Consider the following 20,347-nt stretch of genomic DNA (forward strand, 5'->3'; position numbering starts at 1 on the left):
TCCATATTTTTTAGACAAAAATAAACTATTAAGAAATATTGTGTAACGAAATCCTAAAATTTTTGAATAATTCGCAACAAGGCCTCATTTCCCCTGCAGTATGGCATACAAGGCCGCATCCGCTTTCAGGGCGCTGAAGTCCTCCGGGTTTTCCGCATCGAACTGGCGATGGCCCCATTTGGAAGCCAGTTGCCCGGGGGGCAGGCATCGCGGGACAAAACGGATACGATTGTCCTGCAAGACCTCTTCGTATTGAACCCCAAGAAGGGAACCCTTTGGCTGCCCCTTGCCCAGGGCATGTGCGTTGCGGACCAGCACATCCACAAAGCACTCCCGGTTTTCCGGGATCCCGAGATAGGGCTCCAGGGATAGCCCCTCATGCGTTTTGTCGCGGATAGCCAAAAGGGCAATCTGAAGGGCGCGGAAGACATGGTATCGGGTAATTTCACGCTCGTAGTCGCCGGGGAAATGCCCTGCCTCAAATAGCAGGGTCGGGGTCCCCCGGGCCTGGAAATAATCCCCTACGCAATTTGGATTAAACGTATCGTCATACCGGCCAACCCCTATCCCATGGCCCAGCGCTCCGGCAATCCGGCCAATAAGCCGGGCTGCCTTATGGCGGCCCGGGGTAAAATCGCGCTGCTCACTGGCCGCAGGGGCCAAAAAGGAAAGGGTGGCCGGCACAGGGTTCTGCCCCACCCCAAAGATGGTGCGCTGGTCGTGGAGATTGAAGCAATAATGAGGGGTAAAATCCTCATACACCTGCCTGAGGATCCGGCTTTCGGGCTGGCTTTGGGATTGGGCATCCCGGTTTAGGTCGACCTGATTGGCGTTAAAACGGGTGTAGGCCCCAGCCCCATCCGGATTCAAAACCGGGATAAAGAACAGTTGCAGGGCATCCAGCAGGGAAGCGCCTTCTTCCTCCCCTTTGCCCAACCAACGCAAAAGGTCCAGCACGGCCCGGGTGGTCGTTGTTTCATTCCCGTGCATTTGGGACCATAATAAGACCCGGATAGCCCCCCTGCCCAGGCGGACACCATACAGCGGTTGTCCGTTTACCGAAGCGCCCAAGTGCACTTTTTGCGGGCCGGGGAAACCGGCCGAGAGGAATTCCAGGACCGTCCGGTAGGGCAGGTACCTACCGGTGATCTCCTGTACTTTAATCTTCTGGTATGGGTGCAAACCTTCCATAATCCACACAAAGGTAAGGCGCTTTGGCGTTACAGATGTATCAAATAATATTACATATGTAACTTGTATTCCCACTGTATTTTGGTTAATTTTACAATTGTATACAGAATGTGTTATTTATGTTTTAAACATTTGTTTTTCAAATATTTAATATTTCTTATATAAATAATACATTTCATTTTAATACTCAAAACCAGGGAGTGAGGCCCTGGAATTTCCTGGTAAGCCCCGCGCCGAATTGTTATTATGGTAAACATTGAGGAATTCAAGCAACGGCTCGAGCAAATCCGCTCCCATTACGACCTCAGCGCGGCGGCCCTGGCAGATGCCATCGGGGTACAACGGTCCAGTATATCCCATCTGCTCAGTGGCCGAAACAAGCCGAGCCTGGACTTCGTTTTAAAGGTCGTGGAACGGTTTCCGGAAGTAACCCTTAACTGGCTCCTGGAAGGAGTGGGCCATTTCCCCCACGAAGGGGATTCCCAGGCCGGGGAAAGAAGTGCTGCCGAACAACCCCCTGCTGCCCCGGGCCCGGGCCCGGACAAAAGTGAAATCGAAAAGATTGTGGTTTTCTACAAAAACGGGCGGTTCCGGGAATACTTTCCCTCGGGCCCTGCGACCAGGAAATAACCTCCTGTATCGTATCTTTGCATCATGAGAAACGTTCTGCTTACCGGCCTTCTTACCCTGGCCCTGTCATGTCAGGAGCCCCCCTCCCGCGAATGCGGGCGCTTTCAACAGGGCACCTTCCGCTTTACGGCCACGGTGGACGGCCAGGAAGAAACCACGGTGTTTACCCGCACCCAAAACCTGGAAATCTCTGAATACAAAGGCCAGAAGGACTCTGCCTCTGTCCGTTGGATCAACGACTGCGAATATATCGTGACCAACCTCAACCCCAAGAACAGGGGTGAGGAAAAACCCATCCACATGAAGATCCTATCCACTTCTGAGGATTCATACACCTTCGAATACAAGCTCGTGGGAACCTCCAACGGTTCGCGGGGTACGGCTTACAAGGTGGAGTAGCCCGGGAAAAGATAATTAGTTGCACGAAGGCTCGCTTATGCCCCTTAGGTTCCCGTCCGGGCAGCTTACCCGATCCCCGGGGCATCCGTTTCCGTTGCAAGGGATGCACTTCCCTCCCACTGCCCATAGAGAGTTCCTGCCGTAGTTCCAACGTGAAGCCAGATTGGCTGAAAGCCCTTAGAAAAGCCTGGTTTGCCCGTTCTCTTCCCCGGCTTCCCCTGTCGGGGGCTCCTCGCCTTTTTCGGGTGACCCCTGGGTCCCTGGTCCGGCAACGGTTATATCCTCCTGGTCCACCACCTCCATGTCCCTGGCGTCCTTTTTTTCGGGCTCTTCAAAGGGCAGGGGTTCCAGGCTGTTGATTTCGAGGACCTTCTCCCGGGTCAGCTGGTTCCCCATGGCGGTAATTCCCTTAACGGAGATGAATTCCTCCAGGTTTACTTCCAGGTTTGGTTTCCGATCCACTCCCCTTTTCTTGGCAAACACCACCTCTGCCATGGGTCGGTAGTCGGTAAAGATTTTCTCAAGGTACGATTTGGGATGGCTCGTAAGGATGTTCTCTTCCCTGTCGGGGTTTTCGATGAGGAACCGCTTGACATAGAACAATTCCTTTTCCCCTTCCCAGTAAATGGCGGTGATGGGCTTAAGGGGTTTCCATTTTTCCAGCACAATCATATCATCGTCAAAGTGCATGCTGAGCTCAGGGATCATGGTGCGCACCACCCCTTTTTGGTTGATGGTCAGCAACCGGTCCTCTGAAGTGAATTCCCCGAGCAATTCCCCGCGTTCATCCACATTCAGGCGCTGCACCGTGTCATCGAACCAGATTTTGCGGGGTTTCAGGGTGGAAAGCCCCTTTTCTTTCAGTTCAATGCGCTTTACGGCGTATTTGGTCACGATATTCCCTTTTGCCGTGCGCGCTTTTATGGCCACGTCGGCAAAATCCAGGTCCCATTTCAGTTTCTTTATATTCCCTTTCTGGCGGAGGTTTACCGTAACGATTTCGGCCTCCCCATTGGGGTTGGCACTGAAATAGAGCACTTCGGAATTGGGCTTGCCCGCGGTCAGGTCATACATCTTGTCGCGGGTAATGGCCGTGACATTGAAGCGTTTAACGTAGCTCGCCCCTCCCCGGCCATCCTTATACACCATATTGTAGATGGTGCGCTTATCCTTTTTCCTGAAGACAGCCACGTGGATGATGTTTTTGCCGACAAAAATCTTGCTGTCGACTTTAGTGACCATCATTTCTCCCGCGGCGGTAAACACAATGATGTCGTCGATATCGCTGCAATCGGTCACATATTCATCCTTGCGCAGGGCAGTTCCCACAAAACCTTCTTCACGGTTCACATAGAGCTTGGTATTGCGGATGACCACCTTGGTGGCCTCGATCTCGTCAAAGACCCGGATTTCCGACTTCCGCTCCCGCCCTTTCCCGTATTTCTGCTTTAATTCCTGGAAATACGCGATGGCATACGCCACCAGGTTCTCGAGGTGGTGTCGGGTTTCCCGGATTTTATCCTCCAGGCTTTCGATGTATTGCTGGGCCTTTTCGAGGTCGAAGCGGGAAATCCTCTTGATGCGGATTTCCGTAAGGCGAATGATGTCTTCTTCGGTAACCGCCCGCTTTAAATGCCCGATATGGGGTTTTAGCCCCTTGTCGATGGCCTGTATCACGCCCTCCCAGGTCTCTTCCTCCTCGATTTCTCGGTAAACCCGCTTTTCGATAAAAATGCGTTCGAGGGAAGAAAAATGCCATTGTTCTTCCAGTTCCCCCAATTGGATCTCCAACTCTGCCTTCAGCAGGTCCACCGTATGGTCGGTGGACCGCGTCAGCATTTCGCTTACACCCAGGAATAGCGGCTTGTTGTCTTCAATGACGCAGCCCAGGGGCGCTAAGGAAGATTCACAAGCCGTAAAGGCGTAAAGGGCATCGATCGTTTTGTCAGGAGAAATGCCTCCGGGCAGGTGTACCAGGATCTCCACCTCGGCTGCCGTATTGTCTTCGATCTTTTTGATTTTGATCTTGCCCTTTTCGTTCGCCTTTAAAATGGAATCGATTAGCGAAGAGGTGTTCGTTCCAAAAGGGATCTCGTTTATGACCAGGGTATTCTTGTCCAACTGGGAGATCCGGGCCCTTACACGGATCCTACCGCCCCGTTCCCCGTCGTTGTAATTGGCAATATCGATGATGCCCCCCGTAGGGAAATCGGGGTATAATTTAAAGCGCTGCCCTTTGAGGTGCTTAATGGAGGCATCGATGAGTTCGTTGAAGTTATGGGGCAGGATTTTTGTCGAAAGGCCCACCGCGATGCCCTCGGCCCCCTGGGCCAGCAGGAGGGGAAATTTCACCGGAAGGTGCACCGGCTCCTTTTTGCGTCCGTCGTAAGAGAGTTGCCAATCGGTGATCTTGGGCGAAAAGACCACCTCCAGGGCAAATTTGGAGAGCCGCGCCTCGATGTAACGCGAGGCGGCAGCCCCATCCCCGGTTAAGATGTTCCCCCAGTTTCCCTGGGTGTCGATCAGCAAGTCCTTTTGCCCCATCTGCACCATGGCATCGGCAATACTGGCATCGCCATGGGGGTGGTACTGCATGGTTTGCCCCACCACATTGGCCACCTTGTTGTAGCGGCCATCATCCATTTCCTTCATCGCATGCATGATCCTGCGCTGGACGGGCTTGAAACCGTCTTCGATGGCGGGCACAGCCCGCTCCAGGATAACATAGGAGGCGTAATCGAGGAACCAGTCTTTATACATTCCCGTTACCCGGGTCAGTGCTTCCTGCTGCTCGTCTTCCTGATGCGACTCGTTAACAGATCCGTTTTCTTCCATAAAGAAAGACGCTAATAGGCGTTAGTGTTGATCCCCGGCTACCAGGTCAAGTTCCACCCGGAGGTTTTCAATGATGAAATCCTGCCGGTCGGGGGTGTTTTTACCCATATAAAACTTCAGCAATTCCTCGATGGACATTGCCTTGTCGAGCATTATGGGCTCCAATCGGATATCTTCCCCGATAAAATTCTTGAATTCCTCCGGGGAAATCTCCCCCAACCCTTTAAAACGGGTAATCTCAGGTTTCCCGGACAATTTTACCACAGCTGCCCGCTTTTCTTCCTCGCTGTAGCAATAAATGGTCTCCTTCTTGTTGCGGACCCTGAACAGGGGGGTTTGCAGGATATAGAGGTGGTTTTCCTTGATGAGTTCGGGAAAGAACTGCAAAAAGAAGGTGATCAGCAACAACCGGATGTGCATACCGTCGACATCGGCATCGGTGGCGATGACGATATTGTTGTACCGCAGGCCTTCGATGGATTCCTCAATGTTCAGGGCCGCCTGCAGCAAATTGAACTCTTCGTTTTCATAGACGATCTTCTTGCTCATCCCATAGGAATTCAGGGGTTTCCCCCTGAGGCTGAATACCGCCTGGGTGTTGACGTCCCGCGATTTGGTAATGGACCCTGAGGCCGAATCCCCTTCTGTGATGAACAGGGTGGTTTCCAGCCGGCGATCGCTTTTCATATCGTCCAGGTGTATGCGGCAGTCGCGGAGTTTCTTGTTGTGGAGGCTGGCCTTTTTGGCCCGCTCCCGGGCCAGTTTGCGAATCCCGGACAACTCTTTCCGCTCCCTTTCCGCCTGCACGATCTTACGCTGGATTTTTTCGGCCGTATCGGGGTTTTTATGGAGGTAGTTATCCAGTTCCCGCCCGACGAAATCGTTGATGTAGGTGCGGACCGTTGGCAGCCCATCCCCCATATCGGTGGACCCCAGCTTGGTCTTGGTCTGGCTTTCGAAAACCGGCTCCATGACCTTGATGGAAATTGCGGAAATCACGGATTTCCGGATATCCGAAGGGTCGTAGTTCTTCCCGTAAAAATCCCTTATCGTCTTTACGAGGGCTTCTCGAAAGGCGGACTGGTGGGTTCCCCCCTGGGTGGTGTACTGTCCGTTGACAAAGGAGTGGTATTCCTCGCTGTACTGGGTTTTGCTGTGGGTGATGGCCACTTCAATATCGACCCCTTTCAGGTGGATGATCGGGTAGAGGAAATCGTCGGTGTTGTTATAGTCTTCCAAAAGGTCCAGCAACCCGTTTTCGGAAAAGAACCGTTCCCCGTTGAAAAGGATGCTCAGCCCCGGGTTGAGGTAGACGTAATTGCGTAGCATCCGCTCCACGTATTCGTTGCGGAAGCGGTATTTTTTAAAAATCCGGTCGTCGGGGGTAAAACTGATCTTGGTGCCCCTTCGCCTGGAAGATTCTTCGAGGAGCTCCTCCGTCTGCAACTCCCCCCTTTCAAATTCAGCAGACTTCGATTGTCCATCCCGGTTCGATTCCACCCGGAAATAGGAAGACAGGGCATTGACCGCCTTGGTCCCCACCCCGTTGAGGCCCACCGACTTCTTGAAAGCCCGGGTATCGTATTTCCCCCCCGTGTTCATTTTGGAAACCACGTCCACCACCTTGCCCAGCGGGATACCGCGGCCAAAGTCGCGCACGCTGACCCTATCGTCCTTGATGGCGATCTCGATGGTCTTGCCGGCCCCCATCACGAATTCGTCGATACAGTTGTCGATTACCTCTTTCAGCAGGATATATATGCCATCGTCATGGGAGGAACCATCCCCGAGTTTCCCGATATACATCCCGGGACGCATGCGGATGTGCTCCTTCCAGTCCAGGGACCGGATATTGTCTTCAGTATACTGCGTTTCAGCCATAAATTGGGGGTTTACCCCTGCTAATATAAAATTTAGGGGAAGAAATCAAAATCAGGCGCTGTTAAAGTAATTAACAATGCTATACGGCAAGGACCCCGTTGCGTTCTCCCGCGCGGTACAATCCCTTAAAGGGTCTATACGTTGAAGCGGAAATGCATCACATCCCCGTCCTTTACTATATACTCCTTGCCTTCGACCCGCATCTTGCCCGCTTCCCGCACCCTGGCCTCGCTGCCGTAGGCTACGTAGTCGTCGTAGGAAATGACCTCAGCCCGGATAAACCCCTTTTCAAAATCGGTATGGATCACCCCTGCGGCCTGAGGCGCGGTGGCCCCTACCGGGATGGTCCATGCCCTGACCTCCTTCTCCCCTGCCGTAAAGTAGGTTTGCAGGTTCAGCAGGGTATAGGCGGCACGGATCAGCTTGGAGGAACCGGCTTCGTCCAGCCCGATGTCTTCGAGGAAGAGCTGGCGCTCCTCATACGATTCCAGTTCATTGATGTCGGCCTCCGTGGCCACCGCCAGCACGAGGATGCCTGCTTTTTCCCCGGCGACCGCCTCCCTGACCCGCTCCACATGGGCATTGCCGGTAAGGGCCGATTGCTCATCGACGTTGCAGACATAAAGGACGGGTTTGTCTGTAAGCAGTTGCAGGGGCCTGACAAAGTCCCGATACCCCTCTTCGTCCACCCCTATAGCACGAACCGAGCGGCCGCTTTCCAACCCGCTTTTGAGGGCTCCCAACACCGCAGCCTCTTTTATGGCGTCCTTGTTGCCGGTCTTAGCAGCCCTTGAGGCTTTTTCAAGCCGTTTTTCGACGGTTTCGAGGTCTTTGAGCTGCAATTCCATATCTATGGTCTCCTTGTCGCGAATGGGGTCGACGGAGCCGTCCACATGTACCACATTGTCATTGTCAAAGCACCGCAGCACGTGCAAAATGGCATCGGTTTCCCTGATGTTCCCGAGAAACTGGTTCCCGAGGCCTTCCCCCTTGCTGGCCCCCTTCACCAGCCCGGCGATGTCTACGATTTCCACCGTGGCTGGCACGACCCGTTGTGGTTTCACGAGTTTTTCCAGGGCTTCCAGGCGGGGGTCGGGCACATTCACCACGCCGATATTCGGTTCAATGGTGCAGAACGGGAAATTGGCGCTCTGGGCCTTGGCGTTGGATAGGCAATTGAACAAAGTGGATTTGCCTACATTGGGCAAGCCGACAATACCTGCTTTCATAGCGGTTTTTATAGTAATTTCACACAGCGGGGTGCACCCGTGTTTCAATTGGCCGCAAATATAGCCCTAATTCCCTGTTCTCCCTACCCCGCCTGTAACAAAAAGGCAACAGCTTCGTCCTACCCCCAAAGGCAAACCCATCCATGAAAACCCTGGTTTTTCAACTCCTGACAATCTTTTGCATTAGCACTGCGCTTTCGCAAACGCCCACCTTCCGGGTCCTCGACGCGCAAACCGAAGAACCCATACCCTATGCCACCATTGTCACCGGGGCAGGACGGGGGACCATCACCAATGAGGAGGGGTATTTTACCCTCGATCCCCAGACCCTTAACGGAAAGGGCATCCAGCTCTCCTGCATGGGCTACCAGTCCATGAAACTTTCCGAAGGGCAGTTGGCCGGGGAAAGGACATTCCGCCTGGTCCCGGCAGCCATCCAGCTCAACGAGGTCTTGCTAAGCGACCGGGTGCCCACCGCGGACGAAATCATCCGAAAAGTACGCGAAAACCTGCCCGTAAACTATGCAGCCGGGAGCACGCCCTTCAGCATCTTTTTCAGGGAGTCGGAGTACATGGATTTCGAAACCCTGGAGATGGAGTTGGAAAAAGCCTCAGACCTCGACCGCCGGCAGCTTGAATCGGCCCGGGAAGAACTGCGGGAGCTCAGTACCGATATCGAGGAAAGCCAGGCCGTCAAATTCCTGGACTTCAACGGGACCTATCTGCGGGACGGCGACAGCAGCCGCCTGCGGGTCGGGAGGGCCACCGAACTGGTCGACTCCAAAAGGGACTTCTCCCTGGAGGAAATCCAGGAAAGGGGGCGCCGGATCATCCTCACCCACCTCGACAGTTCAAAGACCTACAAGGTAAAAACGGGGATGTTCACCATTGAAAAAGACCTCTCCCCTGAACTGGATATGGAAGACTCCCCCAAATCGGACAGCACGGAAACCTCCCACCTTAAAGGCGAGCTCGTCGACCTGCTTTCGGTGGCGGGGCTGGAAGAAGGAGGGCGGCTGTTCGGGTTTTTGGACCCCGGTTTGTATAAATACGACTTCCTGAAAGCCACTTACTTTGACGGGAACTACATCTTTGCCGTCCGATTCGCCCCGAAAAAGAGGAAGGCCCGTTATGCCGGCACCCTCTACGTGGATGCCACTACGTTCGCCATCCTGAAAACCGACTATCAGTTCGCACGCGGGCGGGAAGGTGAAAAGGTGAACTTAAAGCTGTTGCTGGGCATAAAATACGTGGAAAACCTCGACCGGGGCACAGTGATCTTCAGGAAATCCGAAAACGGGTTTTATCTTCCTTATTACGTTCAAAAAGAATACGGTAACTACATCTATCTGCACCGAGACTTTACCTTTATCGAGAACAGTCCCTCCCGGAAAAAGGTGCGTTTTGATTTCCTGTTGGAAGGGGGGGTACGGCAAAAGCAAAGCCTTTTGCTGACTCCGCAGGACCCTCAGGATACGCCGGAGTCCCTCGCCGACTTACCCAGGAAGGTATGGGTTCAGAAACTCGACAGCTACGAACCCACGATCTGGCAAAATACCGAAATCATTGCGCCCCTGGAGGAGATGAAAAATTTCAGGGTGGCGAACTGAACTAGTCTTCGGGGTGCATAAAGCGCTGTTTGGCCAGTAACTGCGCTTCGGTTTCCACGTGGTTGGTATCCGGAACACAACAATCTACGGGGCAAACGGCGGCACATTGGGGTTCTTCATGGAAGCCCATACACTCCGTGCATTTGTCGGGGGCGATGTAATAGACCTCATCGCTGACCGGTTCCTGTACGGCATCGGCGTCTACCTCCCGACCATCGGGGAGTACCACCCGGCCCTTAAGGGAAGTGCCGTCGCTGTAGCGCCATTCATCGGCACCCTCGTAAATCGCGGTATTCGGGCATTCGGGTTCGCAGGCCCCGCAATTGATACACTCGTCTGTTATGATGATAGCCATGGCTTCTGAGATGGTTTGGGAATATTCGCCCTCCCCGGCTTGTCCGCTGGCGGAGGGATCTCTATTTTTGCACAAAGTTAATGGCTGTTCCTGTTCCGGACAAATCTTATGAACGCTTTGGATCCTTCTTTCGGCGCATTGGTCACCCTGGGAAACATGCTTCGCAGTTTTTGCGAAGATGGCGGGGCCGGGCACCCGCGGCAGTGGTCCGAAGAACACCGCCAGCTGGACGCCCTTCTCGACAGGGTGTACCTGGAGAATGCCTGGTTCACGCGGGAATCGTGTTTGTACGCCTTTTCCTATTGGGGGGAAATGCTGCGAAAGGAATCCCTTGAAGACTGGCTGGCGCCTTATCCCGGGCCAAAGGAAACCCCTTTGACGGTTGCCCTGGTGCTGGCCGGGAACATCCCCCTGGTGGGGTTCCACGATGTGTTGTGCGTGCTGCTGACGGGCAACAGGGCACTGGTCAAATGCGCTTCCAACGACCGCCTCTTACTCCCGTTTTTCTGTGAATTCCTCTTTGGGTTTGAGCCGGGGTTGCGGGGCAGGGTCAACTTTACCGACGGCAAACTGCACGGCTTCGACGCGGTTGTCGCCACGGGCAGCAACAATACCGGGCGCTACTTCGAATATTACTTTTCAAGAAAACCCCACATCATCAGGAAAAACCGCAATGGGGCAGCAGTGCTCACCGGGCGGGAAACCGAAGAGGAACTTTCCGGCCTTGCCGGGGATGTATTCCGGTATTTTGGGTTGGGCTGCCGGAGCGTTTCCAAGCTCTTCGTCCCGCAAGGCTACGACTTCACCCCGCTTTTCCAGGCCTTTTACCCCTATAAATACCTCCTGGAACACCCCAAATACGCCAACAACTACGACTATAACAAGGCCGTTTACCTGATGCAGGGGGGCGAAATGCGCGACAACGGTTTTCTGCTGCTGAAAGAAGATCCCTCCATGGCCTCTCCCATAGGAACCCTGTTTTACGAAACTTATGCCTCCAACCCGGCCCTGAAAGCCCGTCTGGCCACTCTGGGCCCGCAGTTGCAGTGCGTGGTCAGCAGCACGGGAGCGGATCATAACACCGCCTTTGGAAAATCGCAATGGCCTGAATTACGGGAATATGCCGATGGGATGGATACTGTTGAATTTTTGTTGAAAACCTCCCCCCTGCAAACCGGGGAAGCACCATAAATCCCCGTTAATTTTTCGGAACTTTACGGCCTGTTAAAGCAGCAACCCATGAAAAAGCATAATTTCAGTGCGGGGCCCTCAATCCTGCCCCAGGAAGTGATGAAAAAGGCCGCTGAGGCCGTCCTGGAATTTAATGGCATGGGGCTCTCCCTCCTGGAGATCTCCCACCGAAGCCCCCAGTTTGTTGAGGTTATGGAACGCGCCCGAAGCCTTGCCCTGGAGCTGCTGGGACTGGAGGGCAAGGGCTACCAGGCCCTGTTCCTGCAGGGCGGGGCCAGCCTGGAGTTCCTGATGGTCGCCTACAACCTGCTCGAAAACAAGGCGGGCTATCTCAACACGGGTACCTGGAGCGAGAAGGCCATCAAAGAGGCGCGGTTATTCGGGAGTGTAGTGGAAATTGCCTCCTCCAAAGACGAGAATTTCCGATACATCCCCAAGGGCTTTTCAGTGCCCAATGACCTGGACTACCTCCACCTGACCACCAACAACACGATTTTCGGGACCCAGTTCCGGGAATTCCCCAATACCCGCGTACCCCTGGTGGCCGATATGAGTTCCGACATCTTCTCAAGGAAGCTCGATTTTTCGCGCTTTGACCTGATTTATGCCGGGGCCCAGAAAAACATGGGGCCGGCGGGAACCACCCTAGTAGTGGTCAGGGAAGACTTGCTGGGGGGCGTAAGCCGAAAAATTCCATCCATGCTCGATTACCAGGTACATATCGCCAAGGAAAGCATGTACAATACCCCGGCGGTTTTTGCCGTCTATGTTTCCCTGCTGACCCTGGAATGGCTTAAATCCCAGGGCGGGATTTCCGCCATGGAAGCCATAAATGAGAAAAAGGCGCGGCTCCTTTATTCCGAAATCGACCTGAACCCCCTGTTCCAGGGCTATGCTGCGGAGGAAGACCGTTCCCAGATGAACGTTACCTTCAACCTTACCGAACCCTCTCTGAAGGAGGCGTTTGACCGGATGTGGAAGGAAGCCGGCATCAGTGGCCTGAACGGGCACCGTTCCGTAGGCGGTTACCGCGCCTCCCTGTACAACGCCCTCCCCATGGAAAGCGTCGGGGTGCTTGTGGATGTCATGAGCGACCTGGAAAGAAAGGGGTAACCCCGGAAAGGGTCGACTTCCCTATATTTGCACCCCTATGGTTATACTAGCAAACGATGGCATTTCTACGGCTGCCCTGGAGGCCCTTGAAAATGAAGGCTTCCGGGTTATCAATACCCGTGTGGCCCAACAACAGTTAATCCCCTTTATACAGGAGCACGAGGTATCAGCCCTGCTGGTGCGCTCCGCCACCCAGGTGGGACGGGACGTAATCGATGCCTGCCCGGGCCTGAAGCTGATTGGCCGGGCCGGGGTGGGGGTCGACAATATTGATGTGGGGTATGCGCGCAAGAAGGGCCTCCACGTAGTCAATACCCCTGAGGCCTCCTCCGATTCGGTGGCCGAACTGGTTTTCGCACACCTCTATGGGGGGGCCCGTTTCCTGCATGAGGCCAACCGGAATATGCCCCTGGAGGGCGACCTGCACTTTAACGCCCTGAAGAAATCGTTTCAGGGAGGGACGGAGCTCAGGGGCAAAACCCTCGGAATCATCGGTTTTGGCCGTATTGGGAAGGCAGTGGCCCGAATCGCGTTGGGGGCAGGCATGAAAGTCGTTTTTGCGGACCGCAATGCCTCAGAAGAGCGTATCCGCCTGGAGTTCTATGACGGGCAGTCCGTTGAATTTACCCTCCACCCCTCCTCCATGGAGCAGCTCCTTTCAACATCCGATTTTGTGACGCTCCATGTCCCCTCCCAGGAGGATCCGGTCATCGGGCAAAAGGAATTGCGCATGATGAAGGAAGGGGCGGCCCTGGTCAACACCTCCAGGGGCGGGGTAATCGATGAGGTGGCCCTTGTGGAAGCCCTCGATGCCGGGAAGATCCGTTTTGCCGGACTCGATGTGTTCGCTTCTGAACCCCGTCCGGAAGTACAGCTCCTGATGCACCCCAGGCTTTCCCTTACCCCGCACATAGGGGCCTCAACCCTTGAAGCCCAGGAGCGCATTGGAAAAGAGCTGGCTGCCCAGGTAATTGCCCTTTTGAAATAGCATTCCATCGCACCCCGACCGGGTAAGGACTACTTTCGGGTTATTTTCCACTGGTCGAACTGCAGGTAAATGGCTCCTTTCTGTTCCGGCTCGGCTTTTAGTTTTTCCCGGTCCACCTGGGTGTCCTTCCCCAGGAACCTGAGGGGGATCCGGATGCCGGAAACCTCGAACCCCACCCTGATCTGGCGGGGAAGCACATCCCCGGCCGCCCCATAGGTATAGGTTATGTCGTAAACCCCGTTTTTCCTGGTGTGGATTTCAGATTTAAGGAGCTGCAGCCCAAGGGGGTCGAGCCAGAGGGTGGCAATGGAATAGTCCGACTGGTCGGTGGTGGGAATAACCTTGATCAGCTCGCAGGCCTTTCCTTCGAGCATAACCCGCCCAAGGCTGAGGGTCATGAAGGGGTATTCATAGAGCTCCCCCAGGGTGAAATCTAGTCCGCGCTTGGGGATCATCGTAAAATCTTCCGAAGCAATGGTGAGGGGTTTTCCGCGTTCGTAGCGGATATCGGCGTACTTCACCGGCATGTTTACAAAACTGACATCCACCTCCATGCGCACCCTGGCTTCGAACCGCTCAACCGAATCGAGGCGGGTTTTGAGCCGGTCCAGAAGGGGGTCGACCTCCTGGGCAGGGAGCCCGGAGGCCATGAACAGGAAGGCCAGAATCGCAGGTAACCGCTTCATTTTACATCTCGTTTTACAAAAATCATGGCGCCAAGGGCAGCTGTGCCAAGGGTGTAACCCCAAAGGACCAGGTTTTTTTTAAGGATCACCCCCCAGGGGATCTCCGAATAAAAAAGATATTGCCAGCTGTCGGTCAATTTCGGGAGGAAAAAGTAGTCATAAAAAACCGAGTCCATATCGAGGCGAAGCAAAAGCGTATTGATGATCAGGAAAATGGCTGCCACGATCCAGGTGACGGTCGCCTCTTTGAATATGACGGCAAGGGTAAGGCTGGTAACGGCGTAAAACATCATGGTATTGCTGCCTGTGATAAAGGCATACAGCAGGCGGCGAATCGCCTCGGGGTGCTCAAAGAAACTGAGCCCGTCCAGAAAGACAACCAGGTCGCCCCTGCCGAAAAACGCATAGCTGACCCCGAAGGTGCTTCCGGCCAGCAGGACAAGGATGGCCCCGGTAAAGACCAGGGCCGCCAGGTATTTGCTGACGATCAGCCCACCCCTTGAAACCGGCTGCAACAGGGTCGCTTCCACGGTACGATCCTTGTATTCCACCGTGAGGAACCCGGAGACAACGATCATCAGGATAAGGGGCATATGGAACCAAAAGGAGTTAAGGACCAGGTAAATCACCAGGTTTCCATTCATAAGGTCCCCCTGGAATTCGAAAGACTCCCGGAGGTTTTCAAGCAGCACTTCCAAAATTTCGCGCCCCTGATAGAAGGCACTCATCAGGATAAACCCTTCCAGCACCAGGACTGCCCCCACCGCATAATAGGTTTGGCGCTGTCTGCTTATTTTGAACAATTCCATAAGGACAAGCTGCATCATGGAATCTCCTTTTCAAAGAGTGCATACAGGTTGGTCTGGGGAATACACGCCGTTACATTCACCCCTTGCTCCGCCGACAATTCCCTTAAGACATCCGATATTTCCCTGCCATTTAGGGTAAGCATGGCTGCTGTGCTGCCAACCTCGGCCCCCAGCGCCTTAAGAAGGCGGGAATGTTGTAATCCGGTTCCATACAGGAGGTATCCGCCAACAGCCTTTCCAAAGACCTCGCTTGCAGGGCCATGCCGCACAATTTCGCCATGGTTGATTACGGAAAGGGTATCGCAAAGGCCCCCGAGTTCTGCCAGGTTGTGGGACGAAAGCAGGATGGCCATGTCCTGTTCACGGGCCAGGGTACGGATCCGATCCTGCAGGGAACGGATCCCAATGGGATCCAATCCGGAAAAAGGTTCATCCAGGATTACGCATTCGGGGGAATTCAGCAAAGCCACGGCCAGGCCCAGGCGCTGTTTCATCCCCATGGAGTAGTTCCGCACCGGGTCCTTCCTCCCTGGCGCCAGCCCTACCCGTTCCATTAGGCCTTCATAGGCTTTCCGGCCGAAATCCAGGCCCTGGATCCGGGAGAATACCCTGAGGTTGTCATAGGCTGAAAGGTAGTTGTAGAGGGCCGGTTTCTCGATAATCCCCCCCAGGGGTTTGGCCGATTGTGAATGCACCACCAACTGGCCGGAGTCGCGGCTCACCAGCCCGAGAAGGATGCGGAAGAGGGTGGTCTTTCCGGCTCCGTTGGGTCCGATCAACCCCGCGATTTCGCCCTTTAGGCAAGAAAGGGAAACCCCGCGCAGTACGGCCCTCGTTCCATAGGATTTACAGATCTCCCTGGCGGCCACGATCATGTCTCTGCCTGCCATTGAAGATTCCGGTACTCGAATTTAGGACGGTAATGTTTCTCCAGGAAGGTGCGCTTCCAAAAGGCTTTTCGGATCAGGAATAAAGGGTCTCGAATCATGAAATAGGGCACATAATGATACCACCTGACGCCCCGATGCTGGTAGTAATCTGCCACTTCCTTTTCCAGGCCCAGTTCGCGGGCGGCCTGCAGGGCAGCAGCCCGCTGGCATTTGGACCCGATAAACCGGTCGGCCAGCCGCGGGCGGAAGCCATAGGCATAAAACAGGTCTTTGGCCTTTTTATAGTCCTGGAAGCGCGACCACCCGTCCATGATTACCAGGAAGATATGGATAAAAGAAAACATAAATGACCAGATCCAAAACCCGATCCAGAAAATGTTACCCAGGGCCAGGGCGGCCTTGAGCATTTCCCAGTACACCAGGGACTCCAGCAGGAAGAGCAGCAGGGCACCGTGCAGCAGGCGGCCAACCCGGTAATAGGATACCAGGGGATGCGGTTGCCTCGGGATCATGGAAAACTGCATTGGGTAAATATATAAATTGTACCTAAAACCAACACCATTTGGCCCTTTCCACGGTACTTTTTAGAGATTTAAGATTAAAATCACCTGCTGAACCCCGGCGTATTTAAATAGATTCCTTAGATTTCTGGCGTCAAAAAAATATCTGAAAATGTCTGAAATCCTGAACCTGCTGAAGGGTTCCCTTGGAAGTGAAATGATCCGGGGTGTTGCCCGCGAAACCGGCCAGCCGGAAGACAAAACGGCCGATGTGCTGCAAATGGCCATGCCCCTGCTGCTGGGGGCCATGAAAAAAAATGCGTCCACCCCCCAGGGGGCAGAAGGGCTGATGAAGGCCCTGTCTTCAAAGCACGACGGGAGTATCCTGGATAACCTCGGGGGCCTTTTCGGGGGAGGTATCGACCAGAGTGTACTGAATGACGGGGCAGGGATCCTCGGCCATGTCCTGGGGGGCAGGCAGCCGATGGTGGAAAATGCCCTAAGCCAGAAATCGGGGATCGATGCTTCTACCATTGCCAATATCCTGAAAATTGCGGCCCCCATAGTCATGGGCTATCTCGGGCGGCAACAGAGCCAGGCCAATATCGCCGACGCCGGGGGGATGGATGCCCTTCTCGGAAGCCTTCTCGGCGGACAACAAAGCCAGGGCATGGACATGTTCTCCGCCCTGCTCGATGCCGATGGGGACGGCAGCATCATCGATGACGTTTCCGACATGGTCCAGGGAAAGAAAGGAGGCCTTGGCGGATTGCTGGGGGGCCTTTTCGGGAAGTAATCCTTCGTTCCCGAACCGTTAAGCCCTATTCCGCCTGCTATGAGCCGGCGGTTTTTTTTGTCCTGTGGGGTGTTGAAGCCCCTGAAACCGGTAAATGGAATAAGAACTTCCCTCTTCCCTGTTGGCCTGTATGAGTTCAACGGGTGTCTACGGCCATAAGGCAGGTTTGTCCGTGGCTGTGCGAAGGGAGCAGTCTTTCCCTTGCGGAAAAGCAGGCCGGCGGCATTTTCTTTGAAGGCTGTAATTCTATACCTTTGACCTCCAAATCCTGCAGATGAATCGACTCAAGCAACGGTGGGGGATCACCTCGAATTGGCAGCTTGCCCTGATCCTGGTCGTCTTTGCCATTACCGGATCGTCCTCAGTATATGTCGCCCGCCCAGTACTGGAGTGGATCGGCCTGCGTCCCGGAACCCTTACAGAGGCCTGGTGGGGCGACTGGATCTACTGGACCTTGCGGATCCTGATCCTTTTTCCCATATACCAGGTACTGCTGGTCGCCATAGGTTGGGTTTTTGGCCAGTTCAGTTTTTTCTGGAACTTTGAAAAGAAGATGCTTCGCCGCATGGGCCTTGGGTTCCTTTTGCGCTCCTGAGGCGGAACTGAGCCTCCTGCATCCCTGGGGCCATGGGCTGCTAAGCGGGCTGAGCGCCTTTAGTCCGGCTAAGCAGGTAAGTGTACACCCACATCAGGGTAAAGGTGGGAATCAGGTCCAGTCCGGGGAAAATCTCTTCCACAAAAGCGATGATACCGGCTACCCGTCCCTTTTTGCCCGGATACAGGCGGGTCATGCACCAGGCGGCCACAGGGGCCCACAGCACGTCCAGGAAATCCCCAAGGCCCGGTAAGAGCAGCGAAGCCATTCCCACCCCGTCGAGCACGAGACCCAGCACCAGTTTTTTGTATTTACCGTCCATCCTCTTGAGATTTCTTCAAATCAGGAGTTCAGGAAAGGTCTGAACTGATCAGTTTAAGGAATTCGTTTCGGGTTTCGATTTTCTCGAATTGGCCCCTGAAGCCGGAAGTAGTGGTCACGGAATTCTGTTTTTGTACCCCGCGCATCATCATGCACATATGGGCTGCCTCGATGACCACAGCGACCCCTTTGGGCTTGAGCGTCTGGTTGATGCATTCCACAATATCATCGGTCAGGCGTTCCTGAACCTGAAGGCGGCGTGCAAAGACATCTACCACCCTGGGGATCTTGCTCAGGCCCACAATATGCCCGTCAGGGATATAGGCGACGTGCGCCTTACCGAAAAAAGGGAGCATATGGTGTTCACAGAGGGAATATACTTCAATGTCCTTGATGATGACCATTTCACTGTAAGATTCCGTAAACATGGCCCCCTTCAGGATTTCCACGGCATCCTGCCGGTACCCCTGGGTGAGGAAAAGCATGGCCTTTGCTGCCCGCTCCGGGGTTTTCAAGAGGCCTTCGCGGCCGGTATCCTCCCCGATCTCCCCGAGGATACGCTCGTATGAATTCCGTACCTCCTGGGTAATTTCAATATTGTATTCTTCCAAATATCTGTAGGGCATGGCGCTGCGATTTTTTTTTAAAGATGCTAAAAAAATATGACTTGCCCGGGGTCCCGGGGAGGAAAGGACGCCCGGAAAGGATGGTCCCTTTCTCCGCCTATGGCTAACCGGCCTCCATTTTGACAATTCTGGTCGAATGCGTACTTTCAACCCCTGAACGCATTCCATGATCCTGGCCGAAAATATCCATAAATCATACGGGGCAGTAGAAGTCCTCAAAGGGGTGAGCCTTAACATCCGAAAAGGTGAAATCGTGTCCGTGGTGGGAGCCTCCGGTGCGGGAAAGACGACCCTGCTGCAAATCCTGGGCACCCTGGACACCCCCTCCCCTTCCCCCCCGTGCAAGATCACGATCGACGGGCAGGACATAACCCTGCTCGGGGAAAAACAGCTCGCTCTTTTCCGCAACCGGCATATCGGTTTTATTTTTCAGTTTCACCAGTTGCTCCCGGAATTTACGGCCATGGAAAATGTCTGCATCCCCGCCTTTATCAGGGACACTCCCCGTTCGGAAGCTGAAGGCAGGGCCCGGGAACTCATGGAATTTTTGGGCCTCGGGCACCGCCTCCATCATAAGCCGGCTGAGCTTTCCGGGGGGGAACAACAACGGGTGGCTGTGGCACGGGCCCTTGTCAACCAGCCTTCCGTGGTCCTGGCCGATGAACCCAGCGGGAACCTGGATTCATCGAGTGCAGACCGGTTACACCGGTTATTTTTTGAACTCAGGGAGCGCTTCGGGCAGACCTTTGTCATCGTGACGCACAACGAAGAACTGGCGGAGATGGCGGATCGGAAACTCACCATGGTGGATGGGCGGATTGTGGACGAAAATGATGATCCCGGGAAGCCGTAAAGGCGAAACTCCCCGGGGATATACCGCCCCTGCACCACTGCGACAAATGAACAATGGCCTGCCCCGATGGACTGGAGCGAACTGAAAGATTTCCTGGACGAAAAAACCCTTCAATACCAGGGACCAGAGTTCCTGGAAACGGACCCCATTCAGGTACCCCATGCCTTTCTGCGTAAAGAAGATCGGGAGGTTTCCGGATTCCTGACCGCGACCATAGCCTGGGGGAACCGACAGAGCATTATCCGGAGCGCGCGCAGCATGATGGCCCTCATGGATGATTCCCCCTATGACTTTACCATGGAAGCCACGGCCAGGGACCTCCAAAAACTGAGTCCCTTTGTCCACCGGACGTTCAATGGTCAGGACCTGGTTTTTTTTATTATCGGCCTCAGGCACCTCTACCGGGCCTATGGAGGCATGGAACCCCTTTTCCAACGGTATGCCGAAGCGGAAGGAATTCAGGGGGCCATTTCCAGGGTAAGGGCACACTTTTTTGAGCCCGGGCACCTCCAAAGGACGGAAAAACACTTCTCAGACCCCTTGCGGGGGTCCGCTGCCAAACGCATCAACATGTTCCTTAGGTGGATGGTACGCCCGGCAAAGTCCGGGGTGGATTTCGGGATCTGGCCGGGAATTTCCCCATCATGGCTTTCCTGCCCCCTCGATGTGCATTCGGGCAAGGTAGCCCGCGCCCTTGGACTGCTACAGCGCAGACAGGATGACGCCAAAGCCGTGAAGGAACTCGATACGGCCCTGCGGAAACTGGACCCGGAAGACCCCGTCAAATACGATTTCGCCCTCTTTGGCCTGGGGGTTTTTGAGCAATTCGGTTAACCCTGGGGTTCCCGG

General features: G+C 54.5%; 21 protein-coding genes. 10 read left to right on the forward strand and 11 right to left on the reverse strand.

Features of this window, described 5'->3' with window-relative positions; translation table 11 throughout:
- Window positions 1–84: 84 nt before the first annotated feature.
- The gene (locus tag NG653_RS01920) at window positions 85–1,191 is read right to left on the reverse strand and encodes a M14 family zinc carboxypeptidase (protein ID WP_252739967.1); all 1,107 of its coding nucleotides are present in this window, start codon (window positions 1,189–1,191) and stop codon (window positions 85–87) included.
- 246 nt (window positions 1,192–1,437) lie between these two features.
- Between NG653_RS01920 and NG653_RS01925 the strand changes: the two genes are divergently transcribed.
- Window positions 1,438–1,821 (forward strand): helix-turn-helix domain-containing protein, encoded by a 384-nt coding sequence (locus tag NG653_RS01925; protein WP_252739968.1) that lies wholly within the window; start codon window positions 1,438–1,440, stop codon window positions 1,819–1,821.
- Window positions 1,822–1,845: 24 nt separating this feature from the next.
- On the forward strand, window positions 1,846–2,220 hold the full coding sequence (locus NG653_RS01930; protein WP_252739969.1) for a DNA topoisomerase IV: 375 nt from the start codon (window positions 1,846–1,848) through the stop codon (window positions 2,218–2,220).
- 177 nt (window positions 2,221–2,397) lie between these two features.
- Here NG653_RS01930 and NG653_RS01935 read toward each other — a convergent pair whose 3' ends face one another.
- From NG653_RS01935 to ychF, 3 genes are all read right to left on the reverse strand, one after another.
- On the reverse strand, window positions 2,398–5,055 hold the full coding sequence (locus NG653_RS01935) for a DNA gyrase/topoisomerase IV subunit A (protein ID WP_252739970.1): 2,658 nt from the start codon (window positions 5,053–5,055) through the stop codon (window positions 2,398–2,400).
- Between the two features lie 21 nt (window positions 5,056–5,076).
- Complete coding sequence (locus tag NG653_RS01940) at window positions 5,077–6,936, reverse strand: DNA topoisomerase IV subunit B (protein ID WP_252739971.1); 1,860 nt, start codon at window positions 6,934–6,936, stop codon at window positions 5,077–5,079.
- 134 nt (window positions 6,937–7,070) lie between these two features.
- On the reverse strand, window positions 7,071–8,165 hold the full coding sequence (ychF, locus tag NG653_RS01945) for a redox-regulated ATPase YchF (RefSeq protein WP_252739972.1): 1,095 nt from the start codon (window positions 8,163–8,165) through the stop codon (window positions 7,071–7,073).
- Window positions 8,166–8,308: 143 nt separating this feature from the next.
- On the opposite strand from ychF, the gene NG653_RS01950 reads away from it, so the two are divergent.
- Window positions 8,309–9,775 (forward strand): carboxypeptidase-like regulatory domain-containing protein, encoded by a 1,467-nt coding sequence (locus tag NG653_RS01950; protein ID WP_252739973.1) that lies wholly within the window; start codon window positions 8,309–8,311, stop codon window positions 9,773–9,775.
- Window position 9,776: 1 nt separating this feature from the next.
- Here NG653_RS01950 and NG653_RS01955 read toward each other — a convergent pair whose 3' ends face one another.
- Window positions 9,777–10,130, reverse strand: a complete 354-nt coding sequence (locus NG653_RS01955) for a 4Fe-4S dicluster domain-containing protein (protein WP_252740145.1) — start codon at window positions 10,128–10,130, stop codon at window positions 9,777–9,779.
- A gap of 108 nt (window positions 10,131–10,238) precedes the next feature.
- Here NG653_RS01955 and NG653_RS01960 point away from each other — a divergent pair, with 108 nt between their 5' ends.
- From NG653_RS01960 to NG653_RS01970, 3 genes are read left to right on the forward strand one after another with little or no spacing between them, the layout of a single operon-like run.
- A complete protein-coding gene (locus NG653_RS01960; RefSeq protein WP_252739974.1) occupies window positions 10,239–11,321 on the forward strand; it encodes an aldehyde dehydrogenase family protein in 1,083 nt (360 codons plus the stop codon).
- Window positions 11,322–11,369: 48 nt separating this feature from the next.
- Window positions 11,370–12,434: a 3-phosphoserine/phosphohydroxythreonine transaminase gene (gene serC, locus NG653_RS01965; RefSeq protein ID WP_252739975.1), complete on the forward strand. Its 1,065-nt coding sequence runs from the start codon at window positions 11,370–11,372 to the stop codon at window positions 12,432–12,434.
- A gap of 37 nt (window positions 12,435–12,471) precedes the next feature.
- A complete protein-coding gene (locus NG653_RS01970; RefSeq protein WP_252739976.1) occupies window positions 12,472–13,422 on the forward strand; it encodes a D-2-hydroxyacid dehydrogenase in 951 nt (316 codons plus the stop codon).
- A gap of 29 nt (window positions 13,423–13,451) precedes the next feature.
- Here NG653_RS01970 and NG653_RS01975 read toward each other — a convergent pair whose 3' ends face one another.
- From NG653_RS01975 to NG653_RS01990, 4 genes are read right to left on the reverse strand one after another with little or no spacing between them, the layout of a single operon-like run.
- Complete coding sequence (locus NG653_RS01975) at window positions 13,452–14,108, reverse strand: hypothetical protein (RefSeq protein ID WP_252739977.1); 657 nt, start codon at window positions 14,106–14,108, stop codon at window positions 13,452–13,454.
- Complete coding sequence (locus tag NG653_RS01980) at window positions 14,105–14,935, reverse strand: ABC transporter permease (protein WP_252739978.1); 831 nt, start codon at window positions 14,933–14,935, stop codon at window positions 14,105–14,107. The genes NG653_RS01975 and NG653_RS01980 overlap by 4 nt, the downstream gene beginning before the upstream one ends.
- Window positions 14,932–15,807 (reverse strand): ABC transporter ATP-binding protein, encoded by an 876-nt coding sequence (locus NG653_RS01985; RefSeq protein ID WP_252739979.1) that lies wholly within the window; start codon window positions 15,805–15,807, stop codon window positions 14,932–14,934. The genes NG653_RS01980 and NG653_RS01985 overlap by 4 nt, the downstream gene beginning before the upstream one ends.
- Window positions 15,789–16,319: a hypothetical protein gene (locus tag NG653_RS01990; RefSeq protein WP_252739980.1), complete on the reverse strand. Its 531-nt coding sequence runs from the start codon at window positions 16,317–16,319 to the stop codon at window positions 15,789–15,791. The genes NG653_RS01985 and NG653_RS01990 overlap by 19 nt, the downstream gene beginning before the upstream one ends.
- Before the next feature lie 160 nt (window positions 16,320–16,479).
- Between NG653_RS01990 and NG653_RS01995 the strand changes: the two genes are divergently transcribed.
- Both NG653_RS01995 and NG653_RS02000 read left to right on the forward strand, forming a co-directional pair.
- Window positions 16,480–17,103 (forward strand): DUF937 domain-containing protein, encoded by a 624-nt coding sequence (locus NG653_RS01995; protein ID WP_252739981.1) that lies wholly within the window; start codon window positions 16,480–16,482, stop codon window positions 17,101–17,103.
- Between the two features lie 274 nt (window positions 17,104–17,377).
- Window positions 17,378–17,698, forward strand: a complete 321-nt coding sequence (locus NG653_RS02000; protein WP_252739982.1) for a DUF6787 family protein — start codon at window positions 17,378–17,380, stop codon at window positions 17,696–17,698.
- 40 nt (window positions 17,699–17,738) lie between these two features.
- On the opposite strand, the gene NG653_RS02005 is transcribed toward NG653_RS02000, so the two are convergent.
- Both NG653_RS02005 and folE read right to left on the reverse strand, forming a co-directional pair.
- A complete protein-coding gene (locus tag NG653_RS02005; protein WP_252739983.1) occupies window positions 17,739–18,020 on the reverse strand; it encodes a hypothetical protein in 282 nt (93 codons plus the stop codon).
- Window positions 18,021–18,048: 28 nt separating this feature from the next.
- A complete protein-coding gene (gene folE, locus NG653_RS02010; RefSeq protein ID WP_252739984.1) occupies window positions 18,049–18,645 on the reverse strand; it encodes a GTP cyclohydrolase I FolE in 597 nt (198 codons plus the stop codon).
- Between the two features lie 166 nt (window positions 18,646–18,811).
- Between folE and NG653_RS02015 the strand changes: the two genes are divergently transcribed.
- Both NG653_RS02015 and NG653_RS02020 read left to right on the forward strand, forming a co-directional pair.
- A complete protein-coding gene (locus NG653_RS02015; RefSeq protein WP_252739985.1) occupies window positions 18,812–19,498 on the forward strand; it encodes an ABC transporter ATP-binding protein in 687 nt (228 codons plus the stop codon).
- Between the two features lie 66 nt (window positions 19,499–19,564).
- The gene (locus tag NG653_RS02020) at window positions 19,565–20,332 is read left to right on the forward strand and encodes a TIGR02757 family protein (protein WP_252739986.1); all 768 of its coding nucleotides are present in this window, start codon (window positions 19,565–19,567) and stop codon (window positions 20,330–20,332) included.
- Window positions 20,333–20,347 lie beyond the last annotated feature (15 nt).

The organism is Robiginitalea marina (genome assembly GCF_024006985.1).
In the GTDB taxonomy this organism is placed as follows: domain Bacteria; phylum Bacteroidota; class Bacteroidia; order Flavobacteriales; family Flavobacteriaceae; genus Robiginitalea; species Robiginitalea marina.

Coding starts and splice junctions, on each gene's coding strand:
- NG653_RS01940 (WP_252739971.1), bottom strand. CDS start 6,936: ATGGCTGAAACGCAGTATACTGAAGACAATATCCGGTCCCTGGACTGG.
- serC (WP_252739975.1), top strand. CDS start 11,370: ATGAAAAAGCATAATTTCAGTGCGGGGCCCTCAATCCTGCCCCAGGAA.
- NG653_RS01970 (WP_252739976.1), top strand. CDS start 12,472: ATGGTTATACTAGCAAACGATGGCATTTCTACGGCTGCCCTGGAGGCC.
- NG653_RS01950 (WP_252739973.1), top strand. CDS start 8,309: ATGAAAACCCTGGTTTTTCAACTCCTGACAATCTTTTGCATTAGCACT.
- NG653_RS01990 (WP_252739980.1), bottom strand. CDS start 16,319: ATGATCCCGAGGCAACCGCATCCCCTGGTATCCTATTACCGGGTTGGC.
- NG653_RS01925 (WP_252739968.1), top strand. CDS start 1,438: ATGGTAAACATTGAGGAATTCAAGCAACGGCTCGAGCAAATCCGCTCC.
- NG653_RS02020 (WP_252739986.1), top strand. CDS start 19,565: ATGGACTGGAGCGAACTGAAAGATTTCCTGGACGAAAAAACCCTTCAA.
- NG653_RS01930 (WP_252739969.1), top strand. CDS start 1,846: ATGAGAAACGTTCTGCTTACCGGCCTTCTTACCCTGGCCCTGTCATGT.
- NG653_RS02000 (WP_252739982.1), top strand. CDS start 17,378: ATGAATCGACTCAAGCAACGGTGGGGGATCACCTCGAATTGGCAGCTT.
- NG653_RS01995 (WP_252739981.1), top strand. CDS start 16,480: ATGTCTGAAATCCTGAACCTGCTGAAGGGTTCCCTTGGAAGTGAAATG.
- NG653_RS02005 (WP_252739983.1), bottom strand. CDS start 18,020: ATGGACGGTAAATACAAAAAACTGGTGCTGGGTCTCGTGCTCGACGGG.
- NG653_RS01935 (WP_252739970.1), bottom strand. CDS start 5,055: ATGGAAGAAAACGGATCTGTTAACGAGTCGCATCAGGAAGACGAGCAG.
- NG653_RS01955 (WP_252740145.1), bottom strand. CDS start 10,130: ATGGCTATCATCATAACAGACGAGTGTATCAATTGCGGGGCCTGCGAA.
- folE (WP_252739984.1), bottom strand. CDS start 18,645: ATGCCCTACAGATATTTGGAAGAATACAATATTGAAATTACCCAGGAG.
- ychF (WP_252739972.1), bottom strand. CDS start 8,165: ATGAAAGCAGGTATTGTCGGCTTGCCCAATGTAGGCAAATCCACTTTG.
- NG653_RS01920 (WP_252739967.1), bottom strand. CDS start 1,191: ATGGAAGGTTTGCACCCATACCAGAAGATTAAAGTACAGGAGATCACC.
- NG653_RS01960 (WP_252739974.1), top strand. CDS start 10,239: ATGAACGCTTTGGATCCTTCTTTCGGCGCATTGGTCACCCTGGGAAAC.
- NG653_RS01980 (WP_252739978.1), bottom strand. CDS start 14,935: ATGATGCAGCTTGTCCTTATGGAATTGTTCAAAATAAGCAGACAGCGC.
- NG653_RS01975 (WP_252739977.1), bottom strand. CDS start 14,108: ATGAAGCGGTTACCTGCGATTCTGGCCTTCCTGTTCATGGCCTCCGGG.
- NG653_RS01985 (WP_252739979.1), bottom strand. CDS start 15,807: ATGGCAGGCAGAGACATGATCGTGGCCGCCAGGGAGATCTGTAAATCC.
- NG653_RS02015 (WP_252739985.1), top strand. CDS start 18,812: ATGATCCTGGCCGAAAATATCCATAAATCATACGGGGCAGTAGAAGTC.